This is a genomic window from Streptomyces sp. NPDC022910 (assembly GCF_055561075.1).
Window position 1 is genome coordinate 181028 of record NZ_JBVHHL010000008.1, and the last position, 18122, is coordinate 199149.

Below are 18122 nucleotides of genomic sequence, written 5' to 3' on the forward strand. Positions count from 1 at the left end.
CACTGTCAAGTGGGTGGGACAGGAGTCTCATTATGTGAGCGTAGGGCCGTCCCGCCTCCGAGAACGGCAGGCACACCACTTGTGTACACCCCCGGGCGCCCTCCGGCGAAGGCCGGCTCGACGGGGCCGTGCGGAACCGGATAGTGGCCGGAAGCCAGCGCACGGCGCAGCCGGTACTCGTCCAGCGGCCCCGAGAACGCCATGCCCTGCCCGTGCGTGCAGCCCATCGCACGCAGGGCCACGACCTGCTCGGGCAGGTCCACGCCGTCGGCGACCGACTGCAGGCCCAGGTCGGCGGCGATGCGCAGCAGCCCGCTGGTGATCTTGTGGAGCCGCGCGGACTCGACGACCCCCTCGACCAGGCTGTGGTCGAGTTTCAGTACGTCGACGGGGAGCCGCCGCAGCGCCGTGATGGCCGCGTAGCCGCTGCCGAAGCCGTCCAGCGCGATCCGGACGCCGATCCTGCGCAGGGCGCCGAGTCTGCGTTCCAGCTCGTCCAGACAGACCCGCGGGTCGGTGTCGGACAGCTCGATCACCAGGGCGCCCGAGGCCAGGCCGTGCCGGGTGAGCAGGGCCTCCACGGAGCCGAGGGGCAGGGAGCGGTCGAGGAGCCGACGGGCGCTCATCCGGACGGCGACGGGCACGGCGCGGCCGGTGGCGGTGCGCTCGGCGGCCTGCTCGACGGCCTCCTCGAGCACCCAGCGGCCCAGCTCGGCGGCCTTGTCGCTGTCCTCGGAGACGCGCAGGAACTCCACGGGCGTGAAGAGCACGCCCTGGGAGGACCGCCAGCGCGCCTGGGCGCTGACCGATGCGATTTGGCCATCCTCGAGCGACACCACCGGTTGGTGCAGCAGGGTGAACTCTCCGTCGTGCAGCGCGGCCCGCAGCCGGGTGGCCAGCTCGGCCTTGCGTACGACGTCCTGCTGCATCTGGGGCGCGTAGAGCTCCACGCGGCCCTTGCCCGCGCCCTTGGCCCGGTACATGGCGAGGTCGGCGTTGCGCAGCAGCTCGCCCGCGCCCAGGCCGGTTTCGGCGAAGGCCACACCGATGGAGGCGGCCACACGGACATCGTTGCCGTCGATGTCGTACGGCTGCGAGAGGGTGATGCGGAGCCGGTCGGCGAGTTCGAGGAGGTGGCGTTCGCGAGCGGTGCGGTCACGGGTGCCGTCGCCGACGATGAGGGCCGCGAACTCGTCACCGCCCAGACGGGCGGCGGTGTCGCCCTGCCGGACCGCGTCCTGGAGTCTGCGGGCCGCCTGGACGAGCAGCTCGTCCCCGGCCTGGTGCCCGATCGAGTCGTTGACCGCCTTGAAGCCGTCGAGGTCGATGAAGAGAACCGCCGTATTGCGCAGGGCAGCGCCACGGTCGGAGGCGCGGCGGCCGGACAGCGCCTGCTGGACGCGCTTGGTGAACAGGGCGCGGTTGGGCAGGTCGGTGAGGGGGTCGTGCTCGGCGTTGTGCTGCAGCTGTGCCTGCAGGCGCACTCTCTCGGTCACGTCCCGGCTGTTGAAGATCAGGCCGCCCTCGTGACGGTTGACGGTGGACTCGACGTTGAGCCAGCCGCCGGCGCCGGACCTGAAGCGGCACTCGATGCGGGTGGTGGGTTCCTCGGTGTGGCGGGCGGTGAGGAACCGGCGCACTTCGTGCACCACACAGCCCAGGTCCTCCGGGTGGATGAGCGTGGCCAGCTCCGTTCCGACGAGCTCCTCGGCGGGCCGTCCGTAGACGCCGGCGGCGGCCGGGGAGACGTACCTGAGGATGCCGTTGGGTGCGGCGATCATGATCACGTCGCTGGAGCCCTGCACCAGGGAGCGGAAGTGGTTCTCCTTCTGCGCGAGTTCCTGGGCGAGGGTGATGTTGTCGAGCAGCATGATCCCCTGGCGCACGACGAGCGCGAGGACGACGGCGCCCGCCGTGATGAGCACCACGCGGTCGACCCTGTGCCCGTTGAGGACGTTGTAGAGGATGCCCAGCGTGCAGACGGCGGCGGCCAGGTAGGGCGTCAGCGCGGCCAGCGATCCGGAGATCGGGCGCGAGGCCGGGTAACGGTCGAGGTCCTGCTGGAGTCCGGCCGGATACCGGCCGTGGCCCGGCTCCTGCGGGAGTCCCCGGCCGTGGTCCTCGAGAAGCACGTGCGGATGCTCTGCGTCGAGGGCCGCCACCCGCGGGCCCGGCTGCCGCTGTTCCGGCACGTGGTCGTGCACGATGCGCGCGTGCCCGTCGTACAGCTGTCCGGGCCGGGCACCGACCCAGGGCGCGTACGCGAGCAGCAGCGAGCCGGAGAACCAGCCCGCGTCGAGCAGCTGGCCCGAGTGGTAGCTGTTGTGCAGAAGCGGCGAGGTGAACAGGGCGTCGCACATCACGGTCAGGGCGAGCGCGCCGATGGCGGTGTTGACCGCGGAGCGGTTCACCGCCGAGCGCCGGAAGTGGAGTGCGACGACCATGCTGATCAGGGCGATGTCCAGCAGCGGGTACGCGAGCGACAGCGCGGTGTGCGCGACGCTCGGGCCGTCGAACTTCGCCGCCTGGGCGAGCGCGAGGCTCCACGACAGCGTCAGCAGAGAGCCGCCGATCAGCCACGCGTCGAGCGCGAGGCATACCCAACCCGCCTTGGTGACGGGCCTTTTGGCGAGCACGAGCAGTCCTACGATGGCGGGCGGAGCGAAGCAGAGGAAGAACAGGTCGGCGCAGCTGGGCGTGGGGACGGGGCGGTCGAGGACGATCTCGTACCAGCCCCAGACCCCGTTGCCGAGCGCCGCCATGGCGGAGGAGAGCGCGAACAGCAGCCAGGCGGGGCGAAATCGGCTGCGGCGGCTGCGGGCGTAGAGGAGGCAGGAGACCGACGCGGTGCCTGCCGCGGCGCTCAGCCCGAAGTCGCCCATGAACAGCGCGACGCTCCGAGAGCCCCAGCCGAGCGCGGAACCGACGGCGTATACCGCGCACACCAGGGCCAGGACGAGTTGCGGAGCCAGGCGCGTCCGGCCGTCCCGCACCAGACGGCGGATCGGAAGCGCTCCGGGGGAGCTCACCGGGCCCTCCCGGCCCGGGGCGCGGCCGGGTCCCGCTGGTCCCGGGGCGCTGGATGGGAGTGCCTCTTGCGGCCGCTGTGCCTGCGGTGTTGGTGATGACCACCGTGACCGCTGTGGCCGCGCCTGTGCGTCGTCGCTCGCCAGGGTCGCCGCCCGCGGTCCCGCCGCGTCGGATCGTTCGTCCATAGGCCGTGCATCGCCCGTCGCCCCCCTCGCATGTCTGAAAGTTCCGTCCCCGGCGCCGAACGGTGCGCGGCGCAGCCCCTGTCGGGACGATACACCAGTCTCGTCACTCAGGGACATAGTCTCTCTACGCTCCGTGACGACCAGGAGGGATTCGGGCACGTAACGCGTACGGGAGACTGCGGAGTGTGCCGGAAGCGGACGTGGAGCGAACGCGAGGCGACGCGCGCGCCGGTGCTGCGACCCCCTGTCGGCGCGTGCGCGGGCGCCGGGGATGGCTCGAATCATGCGCCGCGCAGGCCGCACCCGCGACCCGGACCTCCCCGTCGCCCCGCTCCCCCGCTACGCCTGGGCGCCGGTCGTCAGCACCACGTTCTCCAACGGTTCCCCCTGCGCGAAACGGTTCAGCTGAGAACTCAGGAGGCGCTTGACGCGGGGCCAGAACGCCGAGGTGGGACCGCCGACATGGGGACTGATCAGCACGCCGGGCGCATGCCACAGGGGGTGCCCCTTCGGCAGCGGTTCGGGGTCCGTGACATCGAGGGCGGCCGTGATGCGACCGGATTCCAGCTCGGTCAGCAGCGCCTTGGTGTCGACCACGCCCCCGCGCGCCACGTTCACCAGCAGCGCCCCGTCCTTCATCCGGGCCAAGAAGTCCGCGTTGACCAGGTCTTTCGTCCCATCCGTGAGGGGCGTGACGAGCACCACGACATCGGCGTCGGGAAGAAGTTCCGACAATCGGGAGAGAGGATGCACCAGACCGCGCACCGTCTCGCGCTCACGGCGCGCGACGCGCGCCACCCGCGCCACCTCGAACGGCACGAGCCGGTCCTCGATGGCGGCGCCCACGGCCCCGTATCCCACGATGAGGACCGACTTGTCGGCGAGCGCGGGACGGAACCCGGCACGCCACTCCTCGCGGTCCTGTCCCCGGACGAAGTCGGGGATGCCGCGCAGCGAGGCGAGGATCAGGGCCAGCGCGAGTTCGGCGGTGCTGGCGTCGTGCACCCCCCGCGCGTTGCACAACCGCACCCCCTCGGGCAGCAGGGGCAGTCCCGGCTCGACGTGGTCGACGCCGGCGGAGAGCGTCTGCACGACACGGACGGACCTCATCGCGGCCATGGGCCGCACCGCGACCTCGCTGCCCTTCATGTACGGCACGGCATAGAACGCGCAGTCGGCAGGGTCCGCGGGAAATTCCTGGTCGCCGTCCCAGAACCGGTAGGTGAGGCCCTCGGGCAGACCCTCTATCTCGTCGGGGCGGAAGGGAAGCCAAACGTCGACAGTCATGGTCAGGAGGCTATGCGAAGGATCCGGTGCCGCATTGGTTAGTTTGGGGTGCCAGGAAAGGGAGGGCACGGCCAGGTGGAGCGCAGGACGATCGGCGCGGCAACACTCGAAGTAGGGGCCGTGGGACTCGGGTGCATGCCGATGAGCTGGGCGTACTCCGGCTCGCGGCAGCGCGGCGACGAGTCCTTGCGAGCGGTGCACCAGGCACTCGACCTGGGGGTGACGCTGCTCGACACGGCCGATATGTACGGTCCGTTCACCAACGAGCTGCTGGTGGGCCGGGTGCTCAAACTGCGGCGGGCCGAGGCGTTCGTGTCGACCAAGGTCGGCCTGCTGGTGGGCGAGCAGCACATCGTGGCGAACGGCCGCCCGGGCTATGTGAAACGTGCCTGCGACGCGTCGCTGCGGCGGTTGCAGACGGACGTCATCGACCTCTACCAGCTGCACCGCGCCGACCCCGAGGTCCCCGTCGAGGAGACTTGGGGCGCCATGGCGGAGCTGGTGCGCGCGGGCAAAGTGCGGTCGCTCGGGCTGTGCGCGGTAGGCGTGCGGGGCGGCCGGCGGACCGGGGCACGGCTGTACGACGGAACGATCCGGCAGCTGGAGCGGGTGCAGCAGGTGTTCCCGGTCAGCGCGGTGGAGGCGGAACTGTCGCTGTGGTCGACGGAGGCGCTGGACTCGCTGGTGCCGTGGTGCGCGGCGCACGGTGTCGGCTTCCTGTCGGCGATGCCGCTCGGCAACGGCTACCTGACCGGCACACTGACGCCGGGCGAGGGCTTCGAACCCGACGACCTGCGCGCCCGGCACCCGCGCTTCACGGCCGAGATGATGGCCGCGAACCAGCCGATCGTGGCCGGTCTGAGGCGGGTGGCCCGTCGGCACGGCGAGGACGTCACCCCCGCCCAGGTTGCACTGGCCTGGGTGCTGGCGCAGGGCCGTCACGTGGTCCCGGTGCCGGGTGCCAAGCAGGAGCGCTGGGTCACCCAGAACGCGGCCGCGACCGGACTGCGCCTGACCTCGGAAGATCTGACGGAACTGGCGGGGCTGCCGTCGGCGCTGGGGTCGTGGGACTGAGCATGGGCCCGCCCGGCCTGAAGGCCCGGAACCCGGCCAGAATGCGACCGGTCGGGGGAGTCCCGATCACGGTCGGGAACCGTCGGGGCGTGAGCGGTGTAGGAAGGGAAGAGTGCACCGCGTCGAAGGGACCTGGATCGTGCAACGTCGAGCTGTGACGGCCGTCTTGGCCGCGCTGGTGCTGGCGGCCGGCTGCTCCTCCGGCGGCGAGGACGCGCCGGGCGGCGACAGGGGCGTCCCGTCGCGCGGTTCGCCTCCGGAATCGTCGGCGACCGGGGGGAGGGCCGAGCAGACACCGCCGGCCACCGGATCGGTCCGGGTGGTGCGCACGGTCGCCGCGGACCTCAGGACACCATGGGGCCTCGCCCCACTGCCCGACGGCGGGCTGCTCGTCTCCGACCGCGACGACGGGACGATCACGCGGATCGACGAGAAGACCGGGAGGAAGACGGTGCTGGGCACGGTGCCCGGCGTCTCGGCCGCCGGCGAGGGCGGGCTGCTGGGCATCGCCCTCTCCCCCGACTACGCCTCGGACCACCTGGTCTACGCGTACTTCACGACGGACTCGGACAATCGCATCGTGCGCATGCTGTACGACGTCGGGAAGCCGGCAGGTGAGCAGCTGGGGGCGCCGGACACCGTCTTCAAGGGCATCCCCAAGGGGATGATCCACAACGGCGGCCGGATCGCGTTCGGCCCCGACGGGATGCTGTACGCGGGCACGGGCGAGTCGGGTGACCGGGGCCTGGCCCAGGACCGGAAGTCGCTGGGCGGCAAGATCCTGCGCATGACCCCCGAGGGTGAGCCGGCACCCGGCAACCCCTTCGGGAACTCGGCCGTCTACTCCTACGGCCACCGCAACGTCCAGGGCCTGGCCTGGGACGACCATCAGCGGCTGTTCGCCGCGGAGTTCGGCCAGGACACCTGGGACGAGCTGAACGCGATCAAGCCGGGCGACAACTACGGCTGGCCGGACGCCGAGGGGAAGTCGTCCGACCCCAAGTTCCACAACCCGATCGCCCAGTGGCGCACCGACGAGGCCTCGCCCAGCGGCATCGCCTACGCCAAGGGCTCTCTCTGGATGGCGGGCCTGCGCGGGCAGCGGCTGTGGCGCATCCCGTTGAAGGGCACGGAGGCCTCCGCGCCGCCGCAGGCGTTCCTGAAGGGCACCTACGGCCGCCTGCGCACGGTGGTCCCGGCCGGCGGCAACAAGCTCTGGCTGACGACGAGCAACACGGACGGCAGGGGCGAGCCGTCGAGCACCGACGACCGGATCCTGCAGGTGGAGGTGTCGTAGGGCGGCGGGCAGTTCACCGTGGGTCATCCCGCTGCCAGGCGGTCCCCGGACTCCGTCGGGAACAACCGCAGCCGGTGGGCCAGTGCCGCCGCCTCGCCCCGGCCCGCGACGCCCAGCTTGGCCAGGATGTTCGAGACGTGGACGCTGGCCGTCTTCGGGGAGATGAACAGCTTCTCGGCTATCTGGCGGTTGCTGCGGCCGGCCGCGACCAGGCGGAGCACGTCCCGCTCACGGTTCGTGAGCCCCAGGGACTCGGCCGGGTCGAGCACGGCGGGCGAAGCGGCGCACGTCAACGTGAGGCGCGCGCGGCGGCCGAGCAGGTCGACCGATTCGGCGAGCGGCCGGGCACCGAGGTGGCCGGCCACCGCACCGGCCAGCCGCAGCAGCTCGGCGGCCCGCTCGCGCACGTCCTCGCCGCCGCCGGAGGCGAGCAGGGACTCGGCGAGGCGGTGACGGACACGGGCCAGGTCATAGGGGCGGTCCAGGGCCTCGAAGGCGGTCACGGTCTCGGACCAGTCGTGCGGCTCACCACGCCCCTCGGCCCGCAGCAGCTCGGCGCGGACCCAGCTTTCGTGGGCCTGCCACACGGGAACGTTCGTGGCGAGCGTCTTGGCGGCGTCGCGGATCCGCTCCAGGACGGCGGCACGGCCGGGCTCGGCGGCAGGCAGCCCGAAGGCGTCGGCCTCGGCGGTGGCGGCGGCGAGCAGCAACGGCCAGCCGTAACGCTGGGTGCCCGGTGGAAAGCCCGCGGTCAGGGCGCCGTCGAGAGCGGAGCGGGCGTCGGCGAGGCGGCCCTCGACGGCGGCGATCCCGAGGCCGACGTGCACCAGCGTCAGTTCGTGCTGCGGCATGGCGTCGTGGGTGCCGAAGTACTCGCGGGCGGCGGCCAGTTGGTGCCCCGCCTCGGCCAGGTCGCCCCGGGCGAGCGCGAGGTGCGCGTGGATCGTGGCGCGGAAGCCGCGGGGCTTGGCACTCTGGCCGACACGCTCCGAGGCGATCCCGGCCTCGGCGGCCTCGTCCCAGCGGCCCAGGGAGTAGAGGGATTCGCCCAGGTTGCCCCACACCCAGGCCTCGGAGTCCGTCAGGCCCAGCTTCCGGGTGATGTCGAGCCCCTCGCGGAGCACCTCGACGGCCTCGCGGGACCGGCCGATGCCCTCCAGGTGGGACGGCAGGTTCACATGGAGGCGGCCCGTCACATAGGTGTTGCCGAGGTCGGCCGCCTGCTTTTTGACCTCGTACATCAGGGCGAGCCCGGTCTCGATGTCACCCGCCTCGACGAGGAGACCGCCGAGGGTGAGACGGGCGTTGACCTCGATGTCGCGGGCGCCCACCATGTGCGCGTACTCGACGGCCCGCTCGGCGGCCGAGAGCGCCTCGGGTCCGGGAACGTGCACCATCGACCAGTTGGCGACCGCGGCGAGCACCTCGGCGTGCACCTCCGACGGGGGCAGTCCGCGCACCAGCTCCTGGGCGGTGGTGAGTTCCTTCCAACCGTCGCCGCGGGCCGTGTTCTGCACCAGTCGTGAGCGCTGCACCCAGAACCAGGCGGAGCGAAGGGGATCGTTCTCCTCCTCCAGGAGGCGCAGGGCCCGCTTGGTGATCTTCAGCGCGCGCTCGCGCTCCCCGCACAGCCGTCCGGCGACGGCCGCCTCGGCCATCAGGTCGAGATAGCGCAGGGGTGTGGTCGCCGGGTCGCAGCCGCACGGAGGGTAGACCTCGGCGTAGTCGAGGGGGCGCAGTGCTGACCGCACGGCGTCGGGTGCCACGTCCCACAGCTCCATCGCGCGCTCCAGCAGCCGCAGTTGCTCGGCGTGCGCGTGCCGGCGGCGGGCCCCGACGGCGGCGTGGAGGACGGCCGGCAGGGCTTTGGCGGCGTCGTGCGCGTGGTACCAGTAGCTGGCCAGGCGGGGAGCACGCTGATCGGCCGGTACGAGCGCGGGGTCGGCCTCCAGAGCCTCGGCGTACCGCCGGTTGAGGCGGGAGCGCTCGCCGGGAAGCAGGTCGTCGCTGACGGCCTCGCGAACCAGGGAGTGGCGGAAGCGGTAACCGTCGCCGTCGGGCGTGGCGAGCAGGATGTTGGCGCCGACGGCGGCGCGCAGGGCTTCGATGAGGTCGTCCTCCGCGAGCCGGGCGACGGCCGAAAGGAGGGGGTACTCGACGGTCGAGCCGCCTTCGGCGACGATCCGGACGACCCGCTGCGCGGTCTCGGGCAGCTTTTCGACGCGGACGAGGAGGAGGTCGCGCAGAGAGTCGGTGAGGCCGGTGCAGCAGCCCTCGCAGGCGGCGACCGCCAGTTCCTCCACGAAGAAGGCGTTGCCGTCGGAGCGGGCGAAGATCTCGTCGACCTGACCGGGGTCGGGCTCGGCGGCCAAGATGCCGGCGATCTGGCGTTCCACCTCGGCGCGGTTGAACCTGCCGAGCTCGATGCGCCGGACCGTGCGCAGGCGGTCGAGTTCGGCGAGGAGGGGGCGCAGGGGGTGGCGGCGGTGGATGTCGTCGGAGCGATAGCTGGCGACGACGACCAGACGGCCGCTGCGCAGGGTACGGACGAGGTAGGCGAGCAGGTGGCGGGTGGAGGCGTCCGCCCAGTGGAGGTCCTCCAGGGCGAGGACGACCGTACGGCGGGCGGTGACCCGCTCGAGCAGACGGGCGGTGAGCTCGAAGAGGCGGGCCATGCCCTCCTCGTCGTCCCGAGGCCCGCGGGGCGCCTCGCCCAGCTCGGGCAGCAGCCGGGCCAGCTCCTCCTCCTGCCCGGCGGCGGCCGCGGCGAGCTCCTCGGGGAGCTGCCGGCGCAGGGCGCGCAGGGCGGTGGAGAACGGAGCGAAGGGCAGTCCCTCGGCGCCGATCTCCACGCAGCCGCCGAGCGCGACGACCGCGTCCGCGCGGGCCGCCGCGGCGGCGAACTCCTCGATCAGCCGGGTCTTTCCGACGCCCGCCTCACCCGCGAGGAGCAGCGCCTGCGGCCCGCCGGCGGCCGCGCGGGCGAGCGCGTCGCGCAGCACCTCCAACTCCTCGGCGCGGCCGACGAATACGGGACTGACGGACCTGGTCTCCACACTCCCGAGCATGACACGGGCCGCTGACAACGCGGCACCGATTATCGCCGGCCCCGCGCCGGGCACGGCAGACCGCTTGACGGAAGCCCGGGCCCCGGCCGCCTTCCCCGCCTGGCCCGGAACCGGGACCGAGGCGCTCGGCGCCACCGGCACAGCGCACTGCGTCACCGGAGCCCGCGGGCCGGTCGCCCTTCGCGCCGAGCCCCAGGCCGGGGCCGGGGCGACCGACTCGGCGCTCTCCGCGAACACCGCGACGGCACTCCCGAGCGCGCCTTCGCCCGGTGGCACCGACGCCACCGAGCGCCCGACCGAAGCCATCGCCTCGACGGAGCCCGTGTCGCGGCCACGGCCGCCTTCCCGGCTCGCGCCGAAGGCGCCGGAACGGCCGCCGGGGCGCCTTCCGGACGGGTGGCCCCCGTCCTCGTGACCTTCGGCGACCGCGGTCGGCCGACCCCCGTACGGCCGTCCTGAGGGAGCGCCGCGCCCCTGTCGCCCTGCTCCCGTGGCGCGCTCATGCGGTACGGGGCATACGGGGACGGCGCCCGTCGTGGCTATGGGACCGGCCCTCCCGTTCCGGTTCTTGGCCGGCCTTGCGGGCGGCGCGGCGCCCGCGCAGGGCCTCGCGGCCGAGCCGGTACTCCTCGGCCTCGCGGATCAGCTCGGCGGAACGGATCCGGTGGAGTTCGTACTCGAACATGGTGTCCCCCTGGCGAGATCGGTGTGCGACGTCGCTTGCTGCGACGTCTCAACCTTCGTCTCCCAGGGGGCGCGATCACATCGGGAGAGTTCCGCATCTTCCGCGGTGTGCGGGGCCTTAGACACACGAAGGGGGTCCCAGGGCTTGCGTAAGGATCCGGCAAAAGCCCTAGGACCCCTCGGGGGTCTGCCTCGAATCAGCCGGCGGACGGCAGTCCGATCAGGATGTCGGTGTACTTGAGGACGGCCAGGAGCAGCCCGATGACGCCCAGCGCCACGCCGCCCCAGGCGACCGACTTGACCCAGGCGGCCTGCGGCTTCCCCGGCGCCCCGAACGCCGGGCGGGCCAGGACCACGACGCCCACGAGCAGCGCGGCCAGCGCGAACAGGCCGCCCCACAGCGCGGTGGCGTGCCAGGCGTCGCCGTAGACCTCCTTGATCTGCTTGGCGACGCTCGCCGAGGACGAGGTACGCAACTGGCCCACGAGGGTTTCACGGGCGGAGGCCACGGTGGCGACCCAGCTGCCGGTGAGGGAGACGACGCCGAGCCCGGCGGAGACCACCGCCCCGGCTCCCTGGCCCACTCCGGACGCCCCTTCCGGTCCGTCCTCGTCGGAGCCGCCCTCTGCCAGGGCCTCCTCGGCCGTCTCCTCGGCCCGGGTCTCCTCTCCCTCGGTGAGCTCCACCTTCTCCTCGTCGTTCGTCGCCTCGGCGCCGGTCTCGGCCCCGGCCTCGTCAACTGTCTTGGTTCCCATGCCTCGCACCGTACGGACGCTGTCTGAGAGGTCTCTTAATGATCGTCGCGGGCGCCGCGCGCGCGTGCCGCCCGCCACTCGGGCGCGAGCACCGACCACACCTCGGTGTCCTGGCGCACCCCGCGGTACAGGTAGCTCTCCCGCAGCACGCCGTCACGGCTCATGCCCAGCCGCCGCGCCACGTTGATGCTCGGTACGTTGGCGGACGACGCGTACCACTCCACGCGGTGGATGCCGCGCTCGTCAATCGCCCAGTCGATGAGCACCCGCATCGCGCGCGTGATCAGTCCCCGCCCCGTCGCGGCGGGCTCCAGCCAGCAGCCGACCTCGCAGTTGCCGCCCGCCGCGTCGAAGACGCGGAACAGCACCCCGCCGACCAGCTTCCCGTCCAGCCACAGCCCGTGCAGGCCGCCGTTGTCGGCGGCGCGCTTGTCGGCGTACGACTGGAGGATCTCCCGGGCGGAGCCGACGTCGGTGGCCTTCGCCCCGAACGGGATGTGCTCGGTGACGAAGTCCCCCCGGTCGAGATGTGCCAGGAACTCCTCTGCGTGCCACGGCTCAAGCGGCCGCAGCTCGGCTCCGTCGTCACCCAGGGATATCGCGTACATCCTGCGGCCGCTCCTTCACCAGTACGTCCACGAGCGCGTCCTCGTCCGTGCCCTGCCCCGGAATCGTCGCACGGCACCCCGGCGGCTCGATGCAGATACGCGGCAGCCTGCGCTCCAGCCAGGACGGCAGCCACCAGTTGGCGCCGCCGAGCAGGTGCATCAGGGCGGGGACGAGGAGCGTGCGCAGGACGAAGGCGTCGAGGGCGACGGCCGAGGCGAGCGCGATGCCGAACATGGCGATCACGCGGTCGCCACTGAGCACGAAAGCGAGGAAGACGGAGATCATGATGACGGCCGCCGAGTTGATCACCCGGCCGGTCTCGGCGAGGCCGATGCGTACGGCCCGCCGGTTGTCACCGGTCTCCAGCCACTCCTCGTACATGCGGCTGACCAGGAACACCTGGTAGTCCATGGAGAGCCCGAAGAGCACCGAGACCATGATCACGGGGAGGAAGGGTTCGATCGGCCCGGCCCGGCCGAGGCCGAGCAGCTCGCTCCCCCAGCCCCACTGGAAGATCGCGACGACCACACCGAACGCGGCGGCGACGGCGGCCAGATTCATCGCGGCGGCCTTCAACGGGATCGCGAAGGACCGGAAGGCGAGCAGGAGCAGCACGCAGCCCAGGCCGATCACCACGCCCACGAACAGCGGCAGCTTGCCGACGATCACGTTCGCGAAGTCGTCGTAGGCGGCCGTGATCCCGCCGACGTGCAGATCGAGCGTCGTGCCCTGCTCGGCACGCGGCAGCACCTCGGAGCGCAGCTGCTTCACCAGCTCACTGGTCTGCTGGGACTGCGGGGCGGAGTCCGGTACGACGGTGAGGTAGGCCGTGTCTCCGCCGCTGTCATACGTCACCGGGGTCACCGAGCCGACGCCCTTGGTGCCCGCGAGCGTGCTGTCGAGGTTGTCGAGCGCGAGCTTGTCCTCGGCGCCGCCGACCTTGGTGACCAGGGTGAGCGGACCGTTGACGCCGGGCCCGAATCCCTCGGCCATGAGGTCGTACGCCTGCCGGGTGGTCGACGACTTCGGGTCGTTGCCCTGGTCGGAGGTGCCCAGGTGGAGCGAGAGCGTGGGCAGTGCGAGCAGCGCCATGACGGCGAGGGCGACGGTGCCGAGCTTCTTGGGGTGGCGTTCGACGAAGGCGGACCAGCGGGCGGAGAGCCCGGTCGGTATCTCGGGCTCCGGCCCGTGTTCGTACAACCTGCGCCGCTCGCGCTTGCTGAGGGCGCGCGGGCCGATGAAGGACAGCAGAGCGGGCAGCAGGGTCACCGAGGCGGCGACGGTGAGGAGGACGGTGAAACAGGCGGCGATGGCGACGCCGTTGAGGAAGCCGAGCCGCAGGATCAGCATGCCGAGCAGCGCGATGCACACGGTCGCGCCCGCGAAGACCACGGCCCTTCCGGTGGTGGCGACGGCGCCCACGGCGGCCTCCGTCACCGGGACGCCGCGCTTCAGGCTCCGGCGGTGCCGGGTGACGATGAACAGCGCGTAGTCGATGCCGACACCGAGCCCGATCAGCATGCCGAGCATGGGGGCGAAGTCGGCGACGGTCATCGCGTGCCCGAGCAGTCCGATGCCCGAGTACGCGGTACCGACGCCGATCAGCGCGGTGGCGATGGGCAGCAAGGAGGCGGCCGGCGAACCGAAGGCGAGGAAGAGGACCACGGCGGCGACGGCCACGCCGACGGCCTCGGCGAGATGTGCGCCCTGCGATTGGGTGGACCCGACGGCGGTGCCGCCCAGCGCGACCTTCAGGCCGTCGGTCTCGGCGGCCTTGGCGGTGTCGACGACCGCCTGCGCCTCGCCCTTGCTGATCTTCGCGGCCGACTGGTCGAAGGTGATCGTGGCGTACGCGGTGCGGCCGTCGCCGCTGATCTGGCCGCTGTGGGCGCCCTCGTAGGGGCTGGTGACGGCGGCGACGCCGGGCAGGCCCGCGATCCGGTCGAGGGTGCGGGTCATCGTCTGCTCGACGTCGGCGGCGCGTACGCTGCCCGGGCTGGTGCGCCAGACGACGGTGTCGCTGTCGCCGGCGGAATCGGGGAAGCCCGTTTGGAGCAGTTGGGCGGCGCGATTCGACTCGGTACCGGGGATTCCGTAGTCGTTCGAGTACGTGGAGCCCACGGCGGCGGAGGCAGCGCTGACACCGGCGAAGGCGATGAGCCACAGCAGAACGGTGAGGAGGCGGTGGCGGACACACCAGCGTGCAAGGGCTGCCACGTATGTGCTCCCTGGGAAATTTCGTGGATCTTTGATCGGGAACAGCCACTAATGGAACTGAACAGCCCGCAAAGAACGCATGAGCAATACCCAACACTGTTGCAGCCGGAAGAGATCATTTGCCGGTTTCGTGGGGTTAGTCACAGGAGTGCGACCCAATTCACAGGAACAAACCGAGCAACTCTGTTGCTTTATAAGGTTTTCATAAGTAACAGAGGGGCGGTCCATCGCATGCGATGGACCGCCCCTGAGGACCGTTCTGAGGCTGTTGTCAGCCCTCGGAGACGCCCAGCTTCTCGAGGATCAGCTCCTTGACGCGGGCGGCGTCGGCCTGGCCACGGGTGGCCTTCATGACCGCACCGACCAGGGCGCCGACGGCGGCCACCTTGCCGCCGCGGATCTTGTCCGCGATGGCCGGGTTGCCGGCAATGGCCTCGTCGACGGCGGCGGTCAGGGCACCCTCGTCGGAGACGACCTTCAGACCGCGCTTCTCGACGACCTCGTCCGGCGTACCCTCGCCCGCGAGGACCCCCTCGATCACCTGGCGGGCCAGCTTGTCGTTCAGATCGCCGGAGGCCACCAGCTTGGCGACACGGGCGACCTCCTCCGGCGTGATCGGCAGTTCCTCCAGGGCCTTGCCCGACTCGTTCGCGTGGCGGGCCAGCTCGCCCATCCACCACTTGCGCGCGGAGGCAGCGTCGGCCCCCGCCTCGATGGTGGCGACGATCGGGGCGAGCGCACCGGCGTTGAGGATCGCCTGCATGTCGGTGGCGGAGATCCCCCACTCATCGAGCAGCCGGGTGCGGCGCACGAGCGGCAACTCCGGGAGCGCGCCGCGCAGTTCCTCGACCCATTCGCGCGGGGGCGCGACGGGCACCAGGTCCGGCTCGGGGAAGTACCGGTAGTCCTCGGCCTCTTCCTTGGTGCGGCCCGAAGTCGTCGAGCCCGTGTCCTCGTGGAAGTGGCGGGTCTCCTGGATCACCGTGCCGCCGCTGTCGAGCACGGCGGCGTGACGCTGGATCTCGTAACGGGCCGCACGCTCGACGGAACGCAGCGAGTTGACGTTCTTCGTCTCGGAGCGCGTGCCGAACTTCTCGGAGCCCTTCGGCATCAGCGACAGGTTCACGTCGCAGCGCATCTGGCCCATCTCCATACGCGCCTCGGAGACGCCGAGCGCCCGGATGAGCTCACGCAGCTCGCGGACGTACGCCTTCGCCACCTCGGGCGCGCGCTCGCCGGCACCGGCGATCGGCTTGGTGACGATCTCGATCAGCGGGATGCCGGCGCGGTTGTAGTCGAGCAGGGAGTGGGACGCGCCGTGGATTCGGCCGGTGGCGCCGCCGACGTGCGTCGACTTGCCGGTGTCCTCCTCCATGTGGGCGCGCTCGATCGCCACGCGGAAGGTCTCGCCGTCCTCCAGCTGCACGTCGAGGTAGCCGTTGAAGGCGATCGGCTCGTCGTACTGGGAGGTCTGGAAGTTCTTCGGCATGTCCGGATAGAAGTAGTTCTTCCGGGCGAAGCGGCACCACTCGGCGATCTCGCAGTTCAGCGCGAGACCGATCCTGATCGCGGACTCCACGCCGATCGCGTTGACGACCGGGAGCGAGCCGGGCAGGCCGAGGCAGGTGGGACAGGTCTGCGAGTTCGGCTCGGCGCCGAGCGCCGTCGAACAGCCGCAGAACATCTTGGTCTTGGTGCCGAGTTCGACATGGACCTCGAGGCCCATGACGGGGTCGTACGACGCCAGCGCGTCCTCGTACGACACCAGGTCGGTCGTGGTGGTCACGGTGAAACTTCCCTCTCAGCCCAGCAGGACGTCGTCGTCGCCCAGCCGCTTCAGCTCGCGGTAAAGGAGGGCGAGGCCGGTGACGATGGCGGCGGCGGACACGGCCGCGTCGATCAGGCGCAACGTGTCGTGTTCGAGGCGGGCCTTCTTGACCTGCTTCGCGACGCCGATCGCGCCGAACGCGGTAGTGGCCATGGACAGGTACGTACCGGACTTGGACTTCTTGAAGCCCTTGGCCTTGGACAGTGCCTTACTCACAGCGACGGAGCCTCCTCGAGAAGCGGGTGCCCCCACTTTTCCACGAAGGCGGCCTCGACGGCGGCGCCGACCTTGTAGAGGCGGTCGTCCTTCATCGCCGGGGCGATGATCTGCAGGCCGACCGGGAGGTTGTCCTCCGGCGCGAGGCCGCAGGGCAGCGACATGGCGGCGTTGCCGGCCAGGTTGACCGGAATGGTGCACAGGTCCGCGAGGTACATCGCCATCGGGTCGTCGGCGCGCTCGCCGATCGGGAAGGCAGTGGTGGGAGTCGTGGGCGACACGATCACGTCCACCTTCTCGAACGACTTCTCGAAGTCGCGGGTGATGAGCGTACGCACCTTCTGGGCGGAGCCGTAGTACGCGTCGTAGTAGCCGGAGCTGAGGGCGTACGTGCCGAGCATGATGCGGCGCTTGACCTCGGGGCCGAAGCCCTCCGCGCGCGTGAGGGAGGTGACCTCCTCGGCGGAGTGCGAGCCGTCGTCGCCGGCGCGCAGGCCGTAGCGCAGGCCGTCGAAGCGGGCGAGGTTGCTCGAACACTCGCTCGGGGCGATCAGGTAGTACGCGGCCAGCGCCAGGTCGAAGGAGGGGCAGTCCAGCTCGACGATCTCGGCGCCCATGTCCTTGAGGAGGGCGACGGCCTCGTCGAAGCGCTGCACGACACCGGCCTGGTAGCCCTCGCCGCGGAACTGCTTGACGACACCGACGCGCATCCCCGCCACGCTGCCGTTGCGCGCGGCCTCGACGACCGGCGGGACCGGGGCGTCGATGGATGTGGAGTCGAGCGGGTCGTGGCCGGCGATCACCTCGTGCAGGAGGGCGGCGTCCAGGACCGTACGGGCGCAGGGTCCGCCCTGGTCGAGGCTGCTGCTGAAGGCGACCATGCCGTAGCGGGAGACCCCGCCGTACGTCGGCTTGACACCCACCGTGCCGGTGACGGCGGCGGGCTGGCGGATGGAACCGCCGGTGTCCGTGCCGATGGCGAGGGGGGCCTGGAAGGAGGCGAGCGCGGCGCTCGACCCGCCGCCGGAGCCGCCGGGGATGCGGGTGAGGTCCCAGGGGTTGCCGGTCGGCCCGTAGGCGCTGTTCTCCGTCGACGACCCCATGGCGAACTCGTCCATGTTGGTCTTGCCGAGGATGACGACGTCGGCGGCCTTGAGCTTCTTGGTGAGGGTCGCGTCGTACGGCGGGATCCAGCCCTCGAGGATCTTGGACCCGACAGTGGTGGGCACGCCCTCGGTGGTGAAGATGTCCTTGAGCGCGAGCGGCACACCGGCCAGCGGGCCGAGTTTCTCGCCCCGCTCCCGCTTCTCGTCGACGGCGCGGGCCTGCGCCAGCGCACCCTCGCGGTCGACGTGCAGGAAGGCGTGCACCTTCTCGTCGACGGCCTCGATACGGGCGAGATGGGCCTCGGTGACCTCGACGGCGGTCAGCTCACCGGAAGCGATCTTCTCGGCGGTCTCCGCGGCGGTCAGCCGGATGATGCTGTTCTTGTCCGTCATGGCGGGCTACTCCTCCCCCAGGATCTGCGGCACCTTGAAACGCTGCTGCTCCTGGGCCGGGGCGCCGGACAGCGCCTGCTCGGAGGTGAGCGACGGACGGACCTCGTCCGCGCGCATGACATTCGTCAGCGGCAGCGGGTGGGAGGTCGGCGGTACGTCTTGGTCGGCGACCTCGCTGACGCGGGCGACCGCGCCGATGATGTCGTCGAGCTGGCCGGCGAAGTGGTCGAGCTCTTCGGGCTTCAGCTCCAGACGCGCCAGCCGGGCGAGGTGGGCGACCTCCTCGCGCGTGATGCCAGGCATGCAGCGATCCTCTGGGGTGAGAGTGTGTGGTTTGGGGCCAATCCTATGGCGCGCGACACCGTGCCCGCGC

14 protein-coding genes are annotated in these 18122 nt (G+C 71.4%); 3 read left to right on the forward strand and 11 right to left on the reverse strand.

Annotated elements, in window-relative coordinates:
• Nucleotides 1-5 precede the first annotated feature (5 nt).
• Together ACZ3TS_RS10985 and ACZ3TS_RS10990 are read right to left on the reverse strand one after the other, a co-directional pair.
• A complete protein-coding gene (locus ACZ3TS_RS10985) occupies nt 6-3215 on the reverse strand; it encodes an EAL domain-containing protein (RefSeq protein ID WP_467616026.1) in 3210 nt (1069 codons plus the stop codon).
• A gap of 339 nt (nt 3216-3554) precedes the next feature.
• Nucleotides 3555-4502: a 2-hydroxyacid dehydrogenase gene (locus ACZ3TS_RS10990; RefSeq protein WP_467616028.1), complete on the reverse strand. Its 948-nt coding sequence runs from the start codon at nt 4500-4502 to the stop codon at nt 3555-3557.
• Between the two features lie 75 nt (nt 4503-4577).
• On the opposite strand from ACZ3TS_RS10990, the gene ACZ3TS_RS10995 reads away from it, so the two are divergent.
• Nucleotides 4578-5576 carry an aldo/keto reductase gene (locus ACZ3TS_RS10995; protein WP_467616030.1) on the forward strand — a complete coding sequence of 333 codons (999 nt, stop codon included), beginning with the start codon at nt 4578-4580 and terminating at the stop codon, nt 5574-5576.
• A 154-nt stretch (nt 5577-5730) separates the two neighbouring features.
• Nucleotides 5731-6873 carry a PQQ-dependent sugar dehydrogenase gene (locus ACZ3TS_RS11000; RefSeq protein WP_467616032.1) on the forward strand — a complete coding sequence of 381 codons (1143 nt, stop codon included), beginning with the start codon at nt 5731-5733 and terminating at the stop codon, nt 6871-6873.
• Between the two features lie 23 nt (nt 6874-6896).
• Here the strand turns inward: ACZ3TS_RS11000 and ACZ3TS_RS11005 are convergent, their stop codons facing one another.
• A complete protein-coding gene (locus tag ACZ3TS_RS11005; RefSeq protein ID WP_467616133.1) occupies nt 6897-9941 on the reverse strand; it encodes a helix-turn-helix transcriptional regulator in 3045 nt (1014 codons plus the stop codon).
• Between ACZ3TS_RS11005 and ACZ3TS_RS11010 the strand changes: the two genes are divergently transcribed.
• A complete protein-coding gene (locus tag ACZ3TS_RS11010) occupies nt 9940-10356 on the forward strand; it encodes a hypothetical protein (RefSeq protein ID WP_467616034.1) in 417 nt (138 codons plus the stop codon). The two genes, ACZ3TS_RS11005 and ACZ3TS_RS11010, sit on opposite strands and share 2 nt — an antisense overlap.
• A gap of 84 nt (nt 10357-10440) precedes the next feature.
• On the opposite strand, the gene ACZ3TS_RS11015 is transcribed toward ACZ3TS_RS11010, so the two are convergent.
• From ACZ3TS_RS11015 to gatC, 8 genes are all read right to left on the reverse strand, one after another.
• Nucleotides 10441-10626 carry a hypothetical protein gene (locus tag ACZ3TS_RS11015; RefSeq protein WP_467616036.1) on the reverse strand — a complete coding sequence of 62 codons (186 nt, stop codon included), beginning with the start codon at nt 10624-10626 and terminating at the stop codon, nt 10441-10443.
• Nucleotides 10627-10822: 196 nt separating this feature from the next.
• Entirely contained in the window at nt 10823-11380 is a 558-nt protein-coding gene (locus tag ACZ3TS_RS11020) for a hypothetical protein (protein WP_467616038.1), read from the reverse strand.
• A 35-nt stretch (nt 11381-11415) separates the two neighbouring features.
• A complete protein-coding gene (locus ACZ3TS_RS11025) occupies nt 11416-11988 on the reverse strand; it encodes a GNAT family N-acetyltransferase (RefSeq protein ID WP_467616041.1) in 573 nt (190 codons plus the stop codon).
• Nucleotides 11966-14206, reverse strand: coding sequence for an MMPL family transporter (locus ACZ3TS_RS11030; protein WP_467616043.1), 2241 nt, complete (start codon nt 14204-14206; stop codon nt 11966-11968). The genes ACZ3TS_RS11025 and ACZ3TS_RS11030 overlap by 23 nt, the downstream gene beginning before the upstream one ends.
• 271 nt (nt 14207-14477) lie before the next feature.
• Nucleotides 14478-15992 (reverse strand): Asp-tRNA(Asn)/Glu-tRNA(Gln) amidotransferase subunit GatB, encoded by a 1515-nt coding sequence (gatB, locus tag ACZ3TS_RS11035; protein ID WP_467616046.1) that lies wholly within the window; start codon nt 15990-15992, stop codon nt 14478-14480.
• Between the two features lie 15 nt (nt 15993-16007).
• Nucleotides 16008-16250: a hypothetical protein gene (locus tag ACZ3TS_RS11040; RefSeq protein ID WP_467616048.1), complete on the reverse strand. Its 243-nt coding sequence runs from the start codon at nt 16248-16250 to the stop codon at nt 16008-16010.
• Nucleotides 16247-17749, reverse strand: coding sequence for an Asp-tRNA(Asn)/Glu-tRNA(Gln) amidotransferase subunit GatA (gene gatA / locus ACZ3TS_RS11045; RefSeq protein WP_467616050.1), 1503 nt, complete (start codon nt 17747-17749; stop codon nt 16247-16249). Before gatA ends, ACZ3TS_RS11040 begins: the two co-directional genes overlap by 4 nt.
• 6 nt (nt 17750-17755) lie before the next feature.
• Nucleotides 17756-18052, reverse strand: a complete 297-nt coding sequence (gene gatC, locus ACZ3TS_RS11050) for an Asp-tRNA(Asn)/Glu-tRNA(Gln) amidotransferase subunit GatC (protein WP_467616052.1) — start codon at nt 18050-18052, stop codon at nt 17756-17758.
• Nucleotides 18053-18122 lie beyond the last annotated feature (70 nt).

Coding starts and splice junctions, on each gene's coding strand:
- ACZ3TS_RS10985 (WP_467616026.1), bottom strand. CDS start 3,215: ATGGACGAACGATCCGACGCGGCGGGACCGCGGGCGGCGACCCTGGCG.
- ACZ3TS_RS10990 (WP_467616028.1), bottom strand. CDS start 4,502: ATGACTGTCGACGTTTGGCTTCCCTTCCGCCCCGACGAGATAGAGGGT.
- ACZ3TS_RS11010 (WP_467616034.1), top strand. CDS start 9,940: ATGACACGGGCCGCTGACAACGCGGCACCGATTATCGCCGGCCCCGCG.
- ACZ3TS_RS11005 (WP_467616133.1), bottom strand. CDS start 9,941: ATGCTCGGGAGTGTGGAGACCAGGTCCGTCAGTCCCGTATTCGTCGGC.
- ACZ3TS_RS11015 (WP_467616036.1), bottom strand. CDS start 10,626: ATGTTCGAGTACGAACTCCACCGGATCCGTTCCGCCGAGCTGATCCGC.
- ACZ3TS_RS11020 (WP_467616038.1), bottom strand. CDS start 11,380: ATGGGAACCAAGACAGTTGACGAGGCCGGGGCCGAGACCGGCGCCGAG.
- ACZ3TS_RS11025 (WP_467616041.1), bottom strand. CDS start 11,988: ATGTACGCGATATCCCTGGGTGACGACGGAGCCGAGCTGCGGCCGCTT.
- gatA (WP_467616050.1), bottom strand. CDS start 17,749: ATGACGGACAAGAACAGCATCATCCGGCTGACCGCCGCGGAGACCGCC.
- gatC (WP_467616052.1), bottom strand. CDS start 18,052: ATGCCTGGCATCACGCGCGAGGAGGTCGCCCACCTCGCCCGGCTGGCG.